Annotated in this window: 15 protein-coding genes; 12 read left to right on the top strand and 3 right to left on the bottom strand. The window is 31.1% G+C overall.

The features are described from left to right. The first annotated feature begins 36 nt into the window (after positions 1–36). The 6 genes from Q0935_RS06015 to Q0935_RS05990 all read left to right on the top strand — a co-directional run bounded on the left by Q0935_RS06015 (position 37) and on the right by Q0935_RS05990 (position 5,155). Positions 37–846, top strand: coding sequence for an META domain-containing protein (locus tag Q0935_RS06015; RefSeq protein ID WP_299383332.1), 810 nt, complete (start codon positions 37–39; stop codon positions 844–846). A gap of 40 nt (positions 847–886) precedes the next feature. Continuing rightward, a complete protein-coding gene (locus Q0935_RS06010; RefSeq protein ID WP_055436365.1) occupies positions 887–1,312 on the top strand; it encodes a SufE family protein in 426 nt (141 codons plus the stop codon). A gap of 73 nt (positions 1,313–1,385) precedes the next feature. After that, positions 1,386–1,712 carry a DUF59 domain-containing protein gene (locus Q0935_RS06005; protein WP_055436366.1) on the top strand — a complete coding sequence of 109 codons (327 nt, stop codon included), beginning with the start codon at positions 1,386–1,388 and terminating at the stop codon, positions 1,710–1,712. A gap of 11 nt (positions 1,713–1,723) precedes the next feature. Further along, complete coding sequence (locus Q0935_RS06000) at positions 1,724–3,559, top strand: ABC transporter ATP-binding protein (protein ID WP_299383326.1); 1,836 nt, start codon at positions 1,724–1,726, stop codon at positions 3,557–3,559. A gap of 17 nt (positions 3,560–3,576) precedes the next feature. Further along, positions 3,577–4,080, top strand: a complete 504-nt coding sequence (locus Q0935_RS05995) for a DUF2480 family protein (RefSeq protein WP_299383323.1) — start codon at positions 3,577–3,579, stop codon at positions 4,078–4,080. A 106-nt stretch (positions 4,081–4,186) separates the two neighbouring features. Then, positions 4,187–5,155: a DUF3078 domain-containing protein gene (locus Q0935_RS05990; protein ID WP_299383320.1), complete on the top strand. Its 969-nt coding sequence runs from the start codon at positions 4,187–4,189 to the stop codon at positions 5,153–5,155. 93 nt (positions 5,156–5,248) lie between these two features. Here Q0935_RS05990 and Q0935_RS05985 read toward each other — a convergent pair whose 3' ends face one another. Beyond that, on the bottom strand, positions 5,249–7,513 hold the full coding sequence (locus Q0935_RS05985; RefSeq protein ID WP_299383316.1) for a transglycosylase domain-containing protein: 2,265 nt from the start codon (positions 7,511–7,513) through the stop codon (positions 5,249–5,251). 243 nt (positions 7,514–7,756) lie between these two features. Next, positions 7,757–8,986, bottom strand: a complete 1,230-nt coding sequence (gene hflX, locus Q0935_RS05980; RefSeq protein WP_299250260.1) for a GTPase HflX — start codon at positions 8,984–8,986, stop codon at positions 7,757–7,759. A gap of 210 nt (positions 8,987–9,196) precedes the next feature. Here hflX and Q0935_RS05975 point away from each other — a divergent pair, with 210 nt between their 5' ends. Further along, on the top strand, positions 9,197–10,162 hold the full coding sequence (locus Q0935_RS05975; RefSeq protein WP_299383313.1) for an endonuclease/exonuclease/phosphatase family protein: 966 nt from the start codon (positions 9,197–9,199) through the stop codon (positions 10,160–10,162). An 80-nt stretch (positions 10,163–10,242) separates the two neighbouring features. Beyond that, positions 10,243–10,701 (top strand): hypothetical protein, encoded by a 459-nt coding sequence (locus Q0935_RS05970; protein ID WP_299250263.1) that lies wholly within the window; start codon positions 10,243–10,245, stop codon positions 10,699–10,701. Here the strand turns inward: Q0935_RS05970 and Q0935_RS05965 are convergent. Beyond that, positions 10,694–11,863, bottom strand: coding sequence for a DUF3095 domain-containing protein (locus Q0935_RS05965; RefSeq protein WP_299383311.1), 1,170 nt, complete (start codon positions 11,861–11,863; stop codon positions 10,694–10,696). The genes Q0935_RS05970 and Q0935_RS05965 overlap by 8 nt on opposite strands. 173 nt (positions 11,864–12,036) lie before the next feature. Here Q0935_RS05965 and Q0935_RS05960 point away from each other — a divergent pair, with 173 nt between their 5' ends. From Q0935_RS05960 to Q0935_RS05945, 4 genes are read left to right on the top strand one after another with little or no spacing between them, the layout of a single operon-like run. After that, entirely contained in the window at positions 12,037–12,399 is a 363-nt protein-coding gene (locus tag Q0935_RS05960) for a hypothetical protein (RefSeq protein ID WP_299383308.1), read from the top strand. Between the two features lie 60 nt (positions 12,400–12,459). After that, the gene (locus Q0935_RS05955) at positions 12,460–13,023 is read left to right on the top strand and encodes an AraC family transcriptional regulator (protein ID WP_299383305.1); all 564 of its coding nucleotides are present in this window, start codon (positions 12,460–12,462) and stop codon (positions 13,021–13,023) included. Positions 13,024–13,028: 5 nt separating this feature from the next. Then, the gene (locus Q0935_RS05950; protein WP_055436388.1) at positions 13,029–13,475 is read left to right on the top strand and encodes a response regulator; all 447 of its coding nucleotides are present in this window, start codon (positions 13,029–13,031) and stop codon (positions 13,473–13,475) included. Positions 13,476–13,478: 3 nt separating this feature from the next. Continuing rightward, a complete protein-coding gene (locus tag Q0935_RS05945) occupies positions 13,479–15,263 on the top strand; it encodes a CHASE3 domain-containing protein (protein WP_299383300.1) in 1,785 nt (594 codons plus the stop codon). Positions 15,264–15,508: the final 245 nt, after the last annotated feature.

Raw genomic sequence — 15,508 nt, 5'->3', positions numbered from 1 at the left:
TGTAATATTATAACTGTAACAAACAACAACTTAAAAATGAAAACAACTGCTATATTACTTTTTGCTATTATTTTAAATGCATGTGGCACCTCTAGCCAAGCAACATCTAATTTATCTAACGACAATATGAAAAGCGTTCAAGAAACTCTAAATGGAACATTTACTGTTTCAGAAATGGAAGTAGAAAACTTAATTAAAGATCTAACAATTACTTTTGATGAAGCTAATAGTAAAGTCTCTGGATTTTCTGGATGCAACAACTTTTTTGGAAATTACACTACTGAAGGAAACACCATAAAATTTAGCGCTTTAGCTTCTACTAAAAAAATGTGTGCCGACAAAAACAGTAATTTAGTTGAAAGTAAAATGATGGCTGCTTTAGGAGAAGTCACAAGTTTTGAAATTAAAGAAGACCAATTAATATTACTTAATTCTAAAACCAAATTACTTACTGCAACAAAAACAGTAAGTGTAGCACAAAGCAACTTAAAAATTGAATACAAAGCACATTCTAGAGGTGCGTTCAGTCAAATTATTTTAGACAATAAAACAGTAAGTGTTAAAAATAGTCGCACTACAGAGCCTAATGTAAAAACGTGTTCTACTGAAGACTGGAATGCTATATTAGAGCAAGTGTCAGAATTAAATTTAAAAGCATTACCTACGCTCGAAGCGCCTAGTAAAGCTCACCAATACGATGGTGCAGCTTTAGCAAACTTTTCAGTTACTAAAGATGGTGAAACTTACAGCGTTCCAACTTTTGATGCTGGAAATCCAAACGAAGAAATTAAATCTTTGTATAATTTAGTAATGAAGATTAGCAATCCTACTAAAGAAAAGAACTAAAGAATTCCGTAATTTTGCACTAGCAAAAAGAAAATTACAAATGCAAAGCATTCAAGAAATACAAGACGAAATTATAGACGAATTTTCAATGTTTGAAGATTGGGAAGAACGCTATCAATACATGATAGATTTAGGTAAAGATTTACCTTTAATCGACGACCAATTTAAAACTGAAGATAATATTATTAAAGGTTGTCAAAGTAAAGTTTGGGTTCATGCAGAAATGGATGATAACAAAATTAGTTTTACTGCAGATAGCGATGCCATTATTACAAAAGGTATTATAGCTATATTAATTAGAGCTTTTTCAAACCAGCACCCAAAAGACATCTTAGATGCAAATACAGATTTTATTGATGCTATAGGTTTAAAAGAACATTTGTCTCCAACACGAGCAAATGGTTTGGTAAGTATGATAAAGCAAATTAAAATGTATGCGATTGCATACCAAACACAAGTAAAATAGTTAAGTCTTTTACTGTAGAGTTGTAAATAAACTTACGACCAAACAACTAAGGATTTAATGTAAAAACAAAAAAATGAGCGACACAACAATAGATACAACAGAGTTAGGAGAAAAAATAGTAGCAGTAATAAAAACTATTTACGATCCAGAAATACCTGTAGATATATACGAATTAGGATTAATTTACGATGTTTTTGTAAATGAAGATTACGATGTTAAAATATTAATGACTTTAACAACGCCTAACTGTCCTGTAGCAGAAACACTTCCTTTAGAAGTTGAGGAAAAAGTGAAATCTCTTAAAGATGTTAATAATGCCGAGGTTGAAATTACTTTCGATCCGCCATGGACTCAAGAATTAATGAGTGAAGAAGCGAAACTAGAGCTTGGTATGCTTTAAATAGAAAAGCAATGCCAAGACAAGCTCCTAAATCTCTTAAAGACGGAAAAAAAACTAGCTTACGAAAATCTTTTAGTGCGCTAGTTTTTATTCCAAGATTTTTTAAAGAAATCTGGAGAACAAACAAAAAACTCTTTTTACTTTCTGCTTTTTGCAGACTTATTGGAGCCGTTTTACCTGTAATTATTCTTTGGATAGGTAAAATTATTATAGACGAAATTATTCTACAAACTAAAGTAGAAGTTTCAGATTTAACATTACTCTGGACCTATGTTGCAATAGAGTTTGGTTTAATCATAATTTCAGACCTTGTAAGCAGAGCCATTTCTTTAACAGACGGCTTACTTGGCGATTCGTACTCGATAGACTCTTCAGTAAGAATCATTAAAAAAACAAATCAAATAAACATAAGTCTTCTAGAAGACTCAGAGTTTTACGACAAATTAGAACGTGCAAGAACACAAACTAATGGTCGTGTAGGATTAATGTCTAATGCCTTAGGCGAAGTACAAAGCTTAATATCTATAATTACATTAGTTGCCGGTTTAATTTATTTCGAACCTTACTTAATTATCCTTTTAGTACTAAGTATTATTCCATCGTTTATAAACGAAATTTGGTTTAGCCAACAACAATATTCTCTAGCAAGAGGATGGACTGCAGAACGTAGAGAATTAGACTATTTACGTTTTATTGGTGCAAACGATAAAACTGCAAAAGAAATAAAGCTTTTTGGCTTAACAGATTTTGTAGTAGACCGTTTTAAAAACCTATCGCATGAATACTACAACCTTAATAAAAAGCTAGCCGTAAAACGTTCGGCATTAGGTTTCCTATTTAATGTTTTAGGTACTTTAAGTTACTATGGCGCTTATGTTTTTATAATATACAGAGTTATTTCTGGAGTAATTACACTAGGTGAATTAACCTTTTTATCTGGAGCATTCAATAGACTTACAAGAAACCTACAAGACTTCTTTTCTAAATTCACGCGCATAACAGAAAGTGCATTGTATTTAAAAGATTATTTCGATTTTCTAGACATATCTATAAAGCCTGCACATAAAGAAGATATGCCACTTCCTGAAAACATAAAGGAAGGTTTCGAATTTAAAAATGTCCGTTTTGCTTATCCAGGTTCTGAAAACGAAATACTAAAAGGCATCAGTTTTAATATGAAAGCTGGCGAAAAACTAGCATTTGTAGGACAAAACGGAGCAGGAAAAACGACATTAACAAAACTACTGTTACGCTTTTACGAGCCTACTTCTGGTGAAATTCTACTAGATGGTATAAATATTAATAGATTCGATAAAGCCAAATATCAAGAATACTTTGGCGTTATTTTTCAAGACTTCTTTAAATACGAATTTACCGTAAGAGAAAACATAGCTATTGGTGATATTAATGAAATAAACAACCAATCTAAAATTGAAGACGCAGCAAAATTAAGTTTAGCAGACGAAGTGGTGCAAGATTTAAAGTTTGGCTACGACCAACAATTAGGTAAACGTTTTGCAAAAGGACAAGAACTTTCTGGTGGACAATGGCAAAAAGTAGCGCTAGCAAGAGCCTACATGAAAGACGCTAAAGTGATGATTTTAGACGAACCTACTTCGGCTTTAGATGCTAAGGCAGAAAGCGAAGTTTTCGATCGTTTTATTGGTTTAACACAATTTAAAACAAGTGTTATTATTTCGCATAGATTTAGCACAGTAAGACAAGCTGATAGAATACTAGTATTAGAAGAAGGACGTGTTTTAGAATTTGGTACACATGAAGAACTCATGGAAAACAAATCGTTATACGCCGAATTATTTACACTACAAGCAGAAGGTTACCAATAAAGACTTAAATTTGTATTATGGCTGAAGAAATTATAAATCGCGTAGCAACCAGTAAACTTGTTGTTTTTGATCTTGAGGATTATTATCCTAAAGGTGAGCGCATACTTTTTGATATAAAAGATTGGCTTTACGAAGGTTTCGTGCTAAGAGAAAAAGAGTTTAGAGCTTTAGTTAAAGAACATGATTGGTCGCAATACCAAGACGCTCTTGTTGCACTAACATGTACAACAGATGCTATAGTTCCAGATTGGGCTTACATGCTATTAAGTATTAAATTACAACCTTATTCTAAAAAAATAGTGCTAGGAGACCTAGAAGCTTTAGAAGTATCACTTTACCAAGATATTATTACTAATTTGGAGACTACTCCTTTTTTAGACAAACCAGTAATTATTAAAGGTTGCTCTAAAAAACCAGTACCCTCAAGTGCTTATATAATGATTACAAACAAGCTAAAACCTGTCGCAAAATCTATAATGTTTGGTGAGGCTTGTTCTTCTGTGCCTTTATTTAAACGTTAATTACCGAAAAAAGCAAACACTTAATCGTATATCTTAATTAATTATATTACTGAAATCTTCTAATTATATTCATTTAATATACTTTTGTCTTACAAAATTTAAAAAAATGAAAAAAGTATTATTACTATTAGCTTTTAGTATTGGTGTTGTATCGGTACAAGCACAAACAAAAGAAGAGTTACATACTCAAAAAACTGAAAAACAAGCTATTGCTGATGCTGCTCAAGCTGAAGCTGATGCTTTACAAGCTCAAATAGACGCACTTCCAGGATGGAGAAAAGGTCTTTTTGGTACTATTGGTGGAACACTTTCTAATTTTAGCAACTGGTACTCTCAAGGAACACCTGATAATGCCTCTGGTAATATTGGAGTTTCTATTAATGCTTATGCTAATTTAATTGAAGATAAATTTTTCTGGAGAAACTCTTTAACGTCCAACCTTAACTGGGTAAAATTAGATGATAAGTCTAATGATGTATTAGAAGGAACTGCTTTAGAAGTAGATGACAAAGATTTTAACCCAACTACAGATGTTTTCAACATTTCTTCTTTATACGGAAGAAACATTGCTAAAAACTTTGCAGTTTCTGCTTTAGCAGAATACAGAACAACTTTATTAGACAACTTTAACGATCCTGGATATTTAGATGTTGGTGTTGGTGGAACTTGGACTCCTATGGAAAACTTAATAGTTGTTGTACACCCATTAAACTACAATTTTGTATTTGCTGATGGTGATTCAGTTTTCGAATCTTCTTTAGGTGCTAAAATTGTTGCAGATTACACAAGACAAATTGGAGCAATTAGTTTCAAGTCTAACTTATCTACTTTCCAAAGTTATAAGTCTGGAGATTTATCTAACGTAACTTGGACTAACTCATTTAGCTATACTTTATGGAAAATGATTGGTGTTGGTTTTGACTTTGGTTTAAGAAGCAACAAACAAGAAGCACTTAACTATGCTTTAGGTCAATTTGATCCTCTTGCACTTCCTGTTCAAGCAGTTCCAAATTTTGATAACGTAGACAACAAATTACAGTCTTACTGGTTATTAGGTTTAAGCTACAACCTATAAGCTACAAACAATACAGTATTAAAAAACGCGTTTCTAATAGAAACGCGTTTTTTTGTGCTTAGTTTTTATAAAACTATAGAAATAATAAAAAATTTAATCCTTTTTATTAAACTTACGTTCATTCTTCTTCTTGTTATTAAAGAGTCTTTTTAAGAAACCATCTCGTTTATCTTCTTCACAATTTAATGCCTCAAGCACTTCGCTTGAAGGCGTTTCGAAACTACTTTTTGTAATAGAACTGTAATTTGAATCTGCATTTAATTTCTGATAAAATTTAGCAAAAATTGGTAATGCAGAATTTGCACCTTGTCCTAAACCTGTGGTTTTAAAACCAATATTATAATTATCGTTACCAACCCAATTTACGGTAACCAAGTTAGGAGTAATCCCTACAAACCAGCCGTCTTTATTGTCTTGGGTGGTTCCTGTTTTACCGGCTATATTATTTTTAAGATTATAAGTCGATCGCAATCTGGCAGCTGTTCCGGAATTAACTGTAGACTTCATAATTTGTAACATTACTTGTCTTGTATAATCACTATAAGCTTTAGCTTCTTTTACTTCTGGTTTAAAAGACACTATTTCATTCCCATTTTTATCTTCAATTTTAGTAATAAAATAAGGTTTAACAGGTTTACTACTATTTACATAACTAGCATAAGCACCTGCGAGTTCTTGTATATTAATTTCGGCAACGCCTAAAGCTAAAGAAGGTTCTTTAGGAAGCTTTTTTGTAATTCCTAATTTCTTAGCTTGCTTTAAAACCTTATCTATACCTACTTCATTTAAAACCTTTACAGCAATAGTATTCATAGATTGGCTTAATGCTTTTTCTAAATTGTAATTAATGTGTGGGTCTTCTTCTTTACTTCCTGAATTTGTTGGCGTCCAGTTTTTATAATCTGTGTAAGTAACTGCATCTGGAGAAAAATAAGTACATGGTTTCATACCGTTATCTATGGCAGCGGTATAAACAAAAGGTTTAAATGTAGAACCTACTTGACGCTCGCTTTGTGATACGTGATCGTATTTAAAAAAACGATAATCTATACCACCAATATAAGTTCTTACTGCTCCTGTTTTAGGCTCTAAAGCAATCATGCCTGTATTTAAAAACTTTAAGTAATGCTTTAAACTATCTATTGTAGAAATATTTTCGGTTTTAGTTTCTTTCCAGTTAAACACCTCAACTTCGTGCTTGATAGCAAGTGAATCCATAATTTGAGTATCCTCTAAACCAAGTGCTTTATATTTTTTATATGCGGGAAGTGTTTTTATCGTTTTTTCAATTAGCTTTTTATTGGTTTGCCATGGTGCATTTTTACCATAAGAAGCTTCGTAAGCTTCTTGTAATTTTGTGAGATGTAATTGCATTGCTTCTTCTGCATACTTCTGCATTTGGTAGTCTAATGTTGTGTGTACTACTAATCCATCTTTATACAAATTGTAAGCTTCTCCATTTGGCTTTTTATAATCTTCTAATACAATTGCTAATTCCTTTTTTAACTGCGCTCTAAAGTATGGTGCTAATCCTAAATCGTGATTAAAAGACTGGTAATCTAAATCTATAACTTCGGTTTTAGATGTTGTTAATTGGTTTTCTGTAATGTAGTTATACTTTAGCATTTGTTGTAATACTACATCTCGTCTTTTCTTACTGTTTTCTATATTACGTCTCGGGTTATAAAAACTATTTGCTTTTAAAGTTCCTACAAGAGTTGCTGCCTGAGATAAGGTTAAACTTGATGTGGGAACACTAAAAAACTTACGCGACGCACTTTCTATTCCATAAGTATTGTCTGGAAATGGAACCGTATTAAGGTACATTGTTAGTATTTCTTTTTTAGAGTATATTTTTTCTATTCGTTTGGCAACTATAGATTCTTTTACCTTGTTTATTATAGTACTAAAAGCAAAGTGATTGTCTCTTCCAAATAGGTTTTTAGCCAATTGTAGTGTTATTGTACTACCTCCTCCCGAAGATTTATCTTGAAACAAAATTGTTTTAAAAAGGACACGAAGCAAACTAATATTATCGACACCATCATGCTCGTAAAACCGAACATCTTCTGTTGCTATTAATGCATTTAATAGGTGCTCTGGAAATTGCTCGTAGGTTAATGGTTGCCTATCGTAAATATAGTATTTACCTATAAGTGTTTTGTCTTTATCTAAAATCTGGGTTGCTTCGGCTTGTTTTAAGTTACTTAATTCTTTTGAGTTTGGTAGTTTACCAAAGGCGCCAAAATAGATGCTAACAAAAAAAATGAAAGTTAAAATTACAACTCCAACACCAGCCAAAAGGCATTTTTTTATCCATTTGTTTTTAAAGAATGTATTTAATTTTTGTTTTATCATGTGTAGTTATAACGTGAAAAGAATCTGTTTATTTAGTTTTAAACATCTTATTAAATCTGTTTACTTTAATTACGATATTATCTATGATCTTGGTTGTAATTATAATAAAAAAAGCACTTCGTAAAAGAAGTGCTTTTTGTTTTTTTTGCGTTAAGGATAGTAGTGGCATCCTTTTTTTGCTGCCATATATGGCAAAAAAAGATATAACGGATAGCCTGACCTTTAGGTAACGCCCTAATTATTTTATTCTTCTTCTCCCATGTTTTCGTAATCGTAATCTGGATACAGAAAATGATTGTATGGAAAACGTGTAACGTGGATGTCTCTAACCTCGTCGTAAACACGTTTTTTAAAGTCTTCTAAATTCTTTTTATTTAATGCAGATATAAATAGTGCGTTGTTTTCTCCTACTCTACTCATCCACGTTTTTTTCCATTCGGCAAGACTGTAGTGTTCTTCGGTACGCTCGGCAATTAAATCGGTTTCATCAAACGGTTTTGCTTCGTAGGCATCAATTTTATTAAAGACCATAATTACTGGCTTATCACCACTATTTATTTCGCCTAAAACTTTATCTACAGAGGCAATATGATCTTCGAAATTAGGGTGAGAAATATCTACTACGTGTAGTAATAAATCTGCCTCACGAACCTCGTCTAGTGTACTTTTAAAACTGTCTACTAACTGCGTTGGCAGTTTACGTATAAACCCAACGGTATCACTTAACAAAAATGGTAGATTTTGGATTACTACTTTTCTAACCGTTGTGTCTAAGGTTGCAAACAATTTATTCTCTGCAAATACCTGACTTTTACTAACGGTGTTCATTAAAGTAGATTTCCCAACGTTTGTATAACCTACTAAGGCTACACGCACCATTTTACCGCGATTACCACGTTGTACAGACATTTGCTTGTCTATAACCTTAATTTTATCTTTTAATAACGAGATACGATCTCTTACAATACGTCTATCTGTTTCAATTTCTGTTTCTCCAGGTCCGCGCATTCCAATTCCACCTTTTTGGCGTTCAAGGTGAGTCCACATTCCTTTTAATCTTGGAAGTAAGTATTCGCATTGTGCCAATTCTACTTGAGTTCTTGCATAACTTGTTTGCGCTCGTTGTGCAAAAATGTCGAGAATAAGATTGGTTCTATCCAATACTTTACATTCTAGGATTTTACTAATGTTACGTTCTTGAGAAGCCGAAAGCTCATCGTCAAAAATAGCAGTACCAATTTTATTATCGTGAATGTATTGGCGTACCTCTTCCATTTTACCCGTACCTATATAGGTTTTTGGGTTAGGCATTTCCATTTTTTGAGTGAATCGTTTTTTAACCTCTCCACCTGCTGTGAAGGTTAAAAACTCTAATTCGTCTAAATATTCTTTAGACTTAACCTCGTCCTGAGTTTTAGTTACTACACCAATTAGCACAGCACTTTCTAAGTCTACATCTTTTTTTTCTAGCATAAGTACAAAGTTATAGCATTTCTACTTTTAAAACATCATAAAATAAAATGATGATTTCTTTCTTTTTACAAAATAGAAAAATAAAGGGTAGCAATGGTTATGGTTTCTTTTTATGTTGAAGTAAAAATAAAAAAAAGGTACTTTATTATGGTTATTAAAAATTGAAAGCAGATAAAATTTGCTATTTTTAGCGCAATTAAAACATAAGATTTGAAACTAAACTTCTTTAAATCCAAAGAAACAAGACACACTATCGCTTTTTATAATATTGAAAATCTTTTTGATGTTTACGATGATGAAATAACACGCGACAACGATATGCAACCTACAGCCGAAAAACGCTGGAGCATTAAACGCTATAAAAACAAATTGCGTAAAATAGGTTATGCTATTTCTTGTATTGGTGAAGAAGATGTAAAAAGGCATCCTGCGATTGTTGGCTTGGCAGAAGTTGAAAATGAAGCTGTTTTAAAAGATTTAGTGTATTCTAAACATTTAGACGATTTAGATTATAAGTTTTTACATTATAATTCTCCAGACGAAAGAGGAATTGATGTTGCATTACTTTACGACGAAAAGGTTTTTAAAATTGCTTACTCTAAAACTTTTACGGTAGATTTACTAGACGATGATGGAGAGGTAGACCATACAAGAGATATATTATTAGTAAGCGGACTTTTTGAAGGCTTAGAATTACACGTTATAGTTAACCACTGGCCTTCTAGACGAACTGGAGATGTAGCAACGGAGCACAAACGTATGAAAGCATCTGAAAAAGTTACCGAGGTTATTAGTATGCTAAAAGAAAAAAATTCTGAAGCAAAAATTGTGGTCATGGGAGATTTTAATGACGACCCAGAAAGTAACAGCCTAAAAGCCTTAGAAGCTAGCCATGGTTTATTTAACCCAATGCGCACATTATTATCTAACGATCGCGGTACAACTAGTTTTAACCACAGTTGGAATTTGTTTGATCAGTTTTTAATTACTCATAATTTTTTTGAACGTAAAAAAAATGCGCTTCGTTTTGTTGAAGCTAATATTTTTGATGCCGATTTTTTAAAAGAAGCCGAAGGAAAGTACAAAGGAACACCATACAGAACCTATGTTGGAAAACATTACAAAGGTGGTTATAGCGATCATTTTCCTGTCTATATGGTTATTAGCAAGAAGTAAATTGTGTAACAACAAATAAAAATGTTGTAAAATTATTATTACACTGTTAGCATAACTTTGTTAAAAACTAATGGTGTACTATGAGAAATGTTATAAAATACGAGGTTGGTAGTAATGCTATAGAGCATTTAATTGAAGTTATTAATGATGTAGAATTATCTTATAACTACTTAAAGTCTAAAACGAAAAACAAGGCTGTTAAATCTTGGATTGAAGACAAATTAAATTACACTACAGCTTTTAAAACAAGTGCTTTAAATATTTTAAATTCGTTAAAAATAAAGCACAAAAAACAGTCTAACTTATTACTAAATCTTAGGTTTTATTGGTTTAATATAAAACGTTTTTTCTATAAGGATGAGGAGCAAGCAATTATTGACGAATGTTTAAAGCTTGATACTTATTTTTTAAATGAAGTTAATAAGGAAATTAAATCTGGAATATTATCTAAACCGTGCTACAAACTAATTAATAGCCTTAAAACAAACCTTTTAAACACAAAACAAGCGTTCTACTTTTCGAACTTAAGCATTAGCTAAACTTTAAGTTCTTAGCTTTTTCTTTTAGCATAATAGCAGCACTAGTATAACCTCCCTCTGTGCCATCTACAAAATGGATGTGCTTTTCTTCTCTATCTTCAATATAACAAGACATTATAGAAGCATGAGTAGTATGCATACCGTATACTATTTTTTTGTTGTACTCTAAATCGTCTAAAAGAATTTGTAGCCTTTTTATTTGTTTATCGTCTCCTGTAATAACAGTATTTATAGATCCATCTAACATAATGGTATCAGACAGTTGACTTACCTTAAAAATATAACGTTTTCCAGCTTTAAACAGCTTAAAGTAATACTTCCCAAAAATGGTAATTAACCAATTATTTAATAATTGCTTCTTTTGGTTTTTTCCAGTTTTCACATACATCTCTTTCCTTATTTTTTCTAAAGATGTATTTAACTTAAGCTTTAAAGATGTAATAGGATTTCGTTTATTTAAATCTCCAAAAACATAGTTAATTTCATTCATTATAATACCATAAATCTCGGCTTGCTTGTTTTCGTCTTCACAATTAACCAAAAGGCATATTACTTTCTTACTCGATTCGTTTGGATAGATTTCATCCCAACGACACTCCATTCCTTCTAAATTTAATTTTATTTTCTTATTACTCTTTACAGCAGAAGCTACAAAATTAGCCTTGATAATATTCTCGGCATATTTAATACCGTTTCCTAAAACTACTGGTGTTGTTAAGTACTTATTATGCCTAAGCTTGGTAATTCTTAAAGAAATATTATTATCATAAACCTTTTCAACCTCTAGATGTCCTACTCTTAAATTTAATTTTAGTGTCTTTTTTATGTGGTTACTATAATCGTTTAATGCTAAAAGTACTTTTGTTAAATAAGTATTGGGAATTATAAATGTAGAACCATCACCTCCAAAAAAGTAAGGTATTTTAATGGTTTTATCTATTTGTTTTAAAGTATTGAGCGCAGTAATTATGCTTCCGGTTGCACATAAATTAACGTCATTATGTAAGCCATTTGCAACAGCTTCTGTAGAGTTTTCAATATCTGTAACTACAATGGACCAATTTTTAGGCACACTGGAAAACAAACTTTCATCCTTTAAAAGCTCTGTTAAAGGCAGATTGTTTTTAGAGATATTCTTGTAAAAATTTAAGTCCTCTTTCATAAAAATTTAACGCGCTTATTTTAAAATACAGCATAAATAAAGATACTACTAAATGGCTTTTAAAAATGCTTTTAAAATTAAATTATATAACAACATTTAAAAATTCTGTAATAGTAAAAATAATACGCAACATAACTTTGCTACCATACTCTTTAACTAACAAAACCAGACTTATGAAACTATATAAAGTAATTTTATTAATAACATTTATTTGTATTACTCCATTGTTAATTATGTCTACTAACAGTATTATTAACACGCATAATAATGCAAAGATGACACAAAATACTACAGCTATAACAACATCTAATAGTAGCTCTTCTAGAGAGCATGCTCTTGATTTAAAAATTGGAGATATTTATTTTGATGTAAAAGTGAAAGTACCACATTATAAGATTAGCAAAAACATGAACAATAACGTAGTTTTAATAAGCAAAAAAGCAGTGATTACATTAGATGAGATTGTACATAAAAACACCAATAAGTATACTGTTTCAAACACAGCAAAAATTACCAATATTGTAATTGAAAACTAATTTGACTATATTTAATTTTCTACCATGCATTATCTTTAATTTTGTAACTAAATATATTATATGACATTGTTTTTTAAATTCGATTTTAATGCCATTTGCCAAATAGTTTTAGAGCAGACACTTAATGATAACGATATTAAATTTAAAACTGTTGGTTTTGGAGAAATAGAGCTGCTAAACAAAATAAGTAAAGATCAGCAAGATAAGCTTGAAACTGCTTTAAGCAAATATCATATTGAAGTTGTTGAAAACCAAAAAAGCATCTTAGTTCAAAAAATCAAGGACACAATTAACGACATGGTTTTTAATGAAGACACTACGGTTAACGTTAAAAGTTCGGTTTATCTATCCGATACTTTAGGACACAGTTATGGTTACTTATCTAATTTATTTTCTGAAGTAACCTACACCTCTATAGAGAACTTTATTATTCTTCAAAAAATAGAATTTGCAAAACAATTAATTATAAAACAAGATTTAAGTTTAACCGAAATTGCATTTAGGCTAAATTACTCTAGCGTAGCGCATTTAAGTACTCAATTTAAAAATACAACAGGCATTACGCCTTCTGCTTTTCAACGAATTATTTCTAAAAGAAGAGCATTTAATCAAGAAAACAACTAGAGTTCATGCAAGAAGATTACATAAATATAATTTTAGCAGATGATGATGAGGATGATAGATTATTCTTTACAGATGCATTCGAAGAAATAAAAATTACCACTAGAGTAAAAACATTTAACGATGGTGTTTACTTAATGGACTATTTAAATACAGATGGTATACAATTACCAAATGTTTTGTTTTTAGATTTAAACATGCCTAGAAAATCGGGTTTAGAATGTTTAAGAGAAATTAAACAAAACGAAAAATTTAATGATATCGCTATTGCTATTTACTCAACATCAGCATCAGAAGAAGATATTGAGAAAACATTTATAAAAGGTGCAAACATTTACATAAAAAAGCCAAGCGACTTTAAAACTTTAAAGAAAGTACTATCAGAAGTTGTTACCATTAATTGGCAATACCACACCAATAGTATGAATAAAGAAAACTTTTTGCTACGCTTTTAATTTATGATAAAAACACTCTCAAATAACATCTCTTTTTTAAGGACAATGCTCTACCTAAGTGCATTTGTTATCCTTGTTGTTGGCGCTTTAACCTATAGAAGTATTACAGAGGTTACTAAATCTTCAGAAATGGTAACACATACTTACAAAGTTAATGTTGAGCTTGAGCAAATACTATCCAACCTTAAAGACGCAGAAACTGGGCAACGTGGTTTTATAATAACTAGAGATTCTCTTTTTTTAGATTCGTACATTTCAGGAAGAAGTAAAATAAATAATAGTTTTGCAGAATTAAAGGTTTTAACCAGAAACGACACACTTTTAAACACAAATTTAATTGCATTAAATAGTTTAATAAACAAACGTTTAATTGCATTTCAAACCTCTTATAGTTCTTTACCTAAAGACGATATAGACGATCCTACTTTTATTTCCAATTTTAGAACTGGAAAATCCTTAATGGATAGCATTAGTACTAAAATTAAAAGCATTGTCACTCTACAAAACAACATTTTACAAACACGTAAAAACGAATATGAAAGCGATTTAATGGCCACACCATTGCTTCTTTTTTCATTATTACTTTGCTCTTTAATTTTAATGTATGTTGCCTACAATAACATCTATAAAAACATAAAGAAGCTTAAAGCAACAAACGAAGCATTAGAAATTTTTAAGGAATCTACTAATCAGTCAGAAATTGTTAGTAAGCATGGAAGTTGGACCTGGAACGTAAAAAATAACGTTTTTACTTTCTCAGATAACTTATACAGACTAATTGGAGAGCAACCACAATCTTTTAAACCTACAATAGAGAACTTTCTAAACTATGTTCACCCAGAAGATGCAGAGCAACTTAGCGAACAGGTAGAGCAAATGAAGGAAGACGTAGAGTTACCTTATATCTATTATAGAGTGGTCCACAAAAACGGAAACATTAAACATCTTAAAGCTTATGGAAAATCTTTAATTAATGAAGATAACGATACGGTGCTATTAGGTACTACTGCAGATATTACAGATGAAATAATGAGTTTTAGAGCACTAGAAGAGCGTAACATGGAGCTTGAACGAAACAACAAAGAGTTATCTTCTTTTAACTATGTTGCCAGTCATGATTTACAAGAACCGCTTAGAAAAATCCAAACGTTTTTATCAAGACTAGAAGACGAAGAGGCCGAAAATCTTTCTAGTAAAGGCACCAAATACATAGATAGAATTCAAAACGCAGCAACTAGAATGCGTTTGTTAATAGACGATTTACTTCAGTTTTCAAGATCTAATAAAGCAGACAAAGTAATTGAAGAGTCTAACATCAACCTTTTACTGGAAGCTGCAAAGCAAGATTTAGCCGAAGTTATCTCTGCCGAAAATGCTGAAATAACATCGGATACCTTCCCAACTATTAAGGTTATACCTTTTCAAATTCAGCAATTGTTTATTAACCTATTAGGTAATGCTATAAAATATAAAGCTGAAGGCAGAACACCTAAAATAGTAATAACACACAAAGTTGTTGATGCAGAAGATGAAGAAAACATTGTTAAACCTAAAAAGCCGTTCTACCATAAAATAACATTTACAGACAACGGTATTGGTTTTGAAGAACAATATGCCGAACAAATTTTCATCCTCTTTAGTAGACTTCACAATAAAGATGAATATTCTGGAACAGGAATAGGACTATCTATTTGCAAAAAAATAGTAGAAAACCATAGTGGATACATAACTGCATCTGGCCAACCTGGAAAAGGCGCCGTATTTACGGTCTATCTTCCTATAGACTAACGCTACAGCATACTTAACAATATAAAACCTTACTAACAGTAAGGTTTTTTTATGCTCTATTCTCTGCTAATATTGGAATTTTATAAGCTTAACTTAAAATCATGTAACATAAAAAGTGTTGTTGTGTAAGACCTTTGTTGTGTAATTAATACAGAAAAAATAACCAAAATGATAATTCTGTAAACAATACAAAAAATCATGTAACATAAAAAGTTGAATACAGTTGCATCTTTGCAATATCAAAA

The sequence above is a fragment of the uncultured Lacinutrix sp. genome (assembly GCF_947500605.1).
In the GTDB taxonomy this organism is placed as follows: domain Bacteria; phylum Bacteroidota; class Bacteroidia; order Flavobacteriales; family Flavobacteriaceae; genus Lacinutrix.
This window is presented reverse-complemented; position numbering and strand designations above follow the sequence as displayed.

What these genes read in the sequence shown, in the direction of transcription:
- Q0935_RS06015 (WP_299383332.1), top strand. Translation starts at nt 37, where the DNA reads ATGAAAACAACTGCTATATTACTTTTTGCTATTATTTTAAATGCATGT.
- Q0935_RS06010 (WP_055436365.1), top strand. Translation starts at nt 887, where the DNA reads ATGCAAAGCATTCAAGAAATACAAGACGAAATTATAGACGAATTTTCA.
- Q0935_RS06005 (WP_055436366.1), top strand. Translation starts at nt 1,386, where the DNA reads ATGAGCGACACAACAATAGATACAACAGAGTTAGGAGAAAAAATAGTA.
- Q0935_RS06000 (WP_299383326.1), top strand. Translation starts at nt 1,724, where the DNA reads ATGCCAAGACAAGCTCCTAAATCTCTTAAAGACGGAAAAAAAACTAGC.
- Q0935_RS05995 (WP_299383323.1), top strand. Translation starts at nt 3,577, where the DNA reads ATGGCTGAAGAAATTATAAATCGCGTAGCAACCAGTAAACTTGTTGTT.
- Q0935_RS05990 (WP_299383320.1), top strand. Translation starts at nt 4,187, where the DNA reads ATGAAAAAAGTATTATTACTATTAGCTTTTAGTATTGGTGTTGTATCG.
- Q0935_RS05985 (WP_299383316.1), bottom strand. Translation starts at nt 7,513, where the DNA reads ATGATAAAACAAAAATTAAATACATTCTTTAAAAACAAATGGATAAAA.
- hflX (WP_299250260.1), bottom strand. Translation starts at nt 8,986, where the DNA reads ATGCTAGAAAAAAAAGATGTAGACTTAGAAAGTGCTGTGCTAATTGGT.
- Q0935_RS05970 (WP_299250263.1), top strand. Translation starts at nt 10,243, where the DNA reads ATGAGAAATGTTATAAAATACGAGGTTGGTAGTAATGCTATAGAGCAT.
- Q0935_RS05965 (WP_299383311.1), bottom strand. Translation starts at nt 11,863, where the DNA reads ATGAAAGAGGACTTAAATTTTTACAAGAATATCTCTAAAAACAATCTG.
- Q0935_RS05960 (WP_299383308.1), top strand. Translation starts at nt 12,037, where the DNA reads ATGAAACTATATAAAGTAATTTTATTAATAACATTTATTTGTATTACT.
- Q0935_RS05955 (WP_299383305.1), top strand. Translation starts at nt 12,460, where the DNA reads ATGACATTGTTTTTTAAATTCGATTTTAATGCCATTTGCCAAATAGTT.
- Q0935_RS05950 (WP_055436388.1), top strand. Translation starts at nt 13,029, where the DNA reads ATGCAAGAAGATTACATAAATATAATTTTAGCAGATGATGATGAGGAT.
- Q0935_RS05945 (WP_299383300.1), top strand. Translation starts at nt 13,479, where the DNA reads ATGATAAAAACACTCTCAAATAACATCTCTTTTTTAAGGACAATGCTC.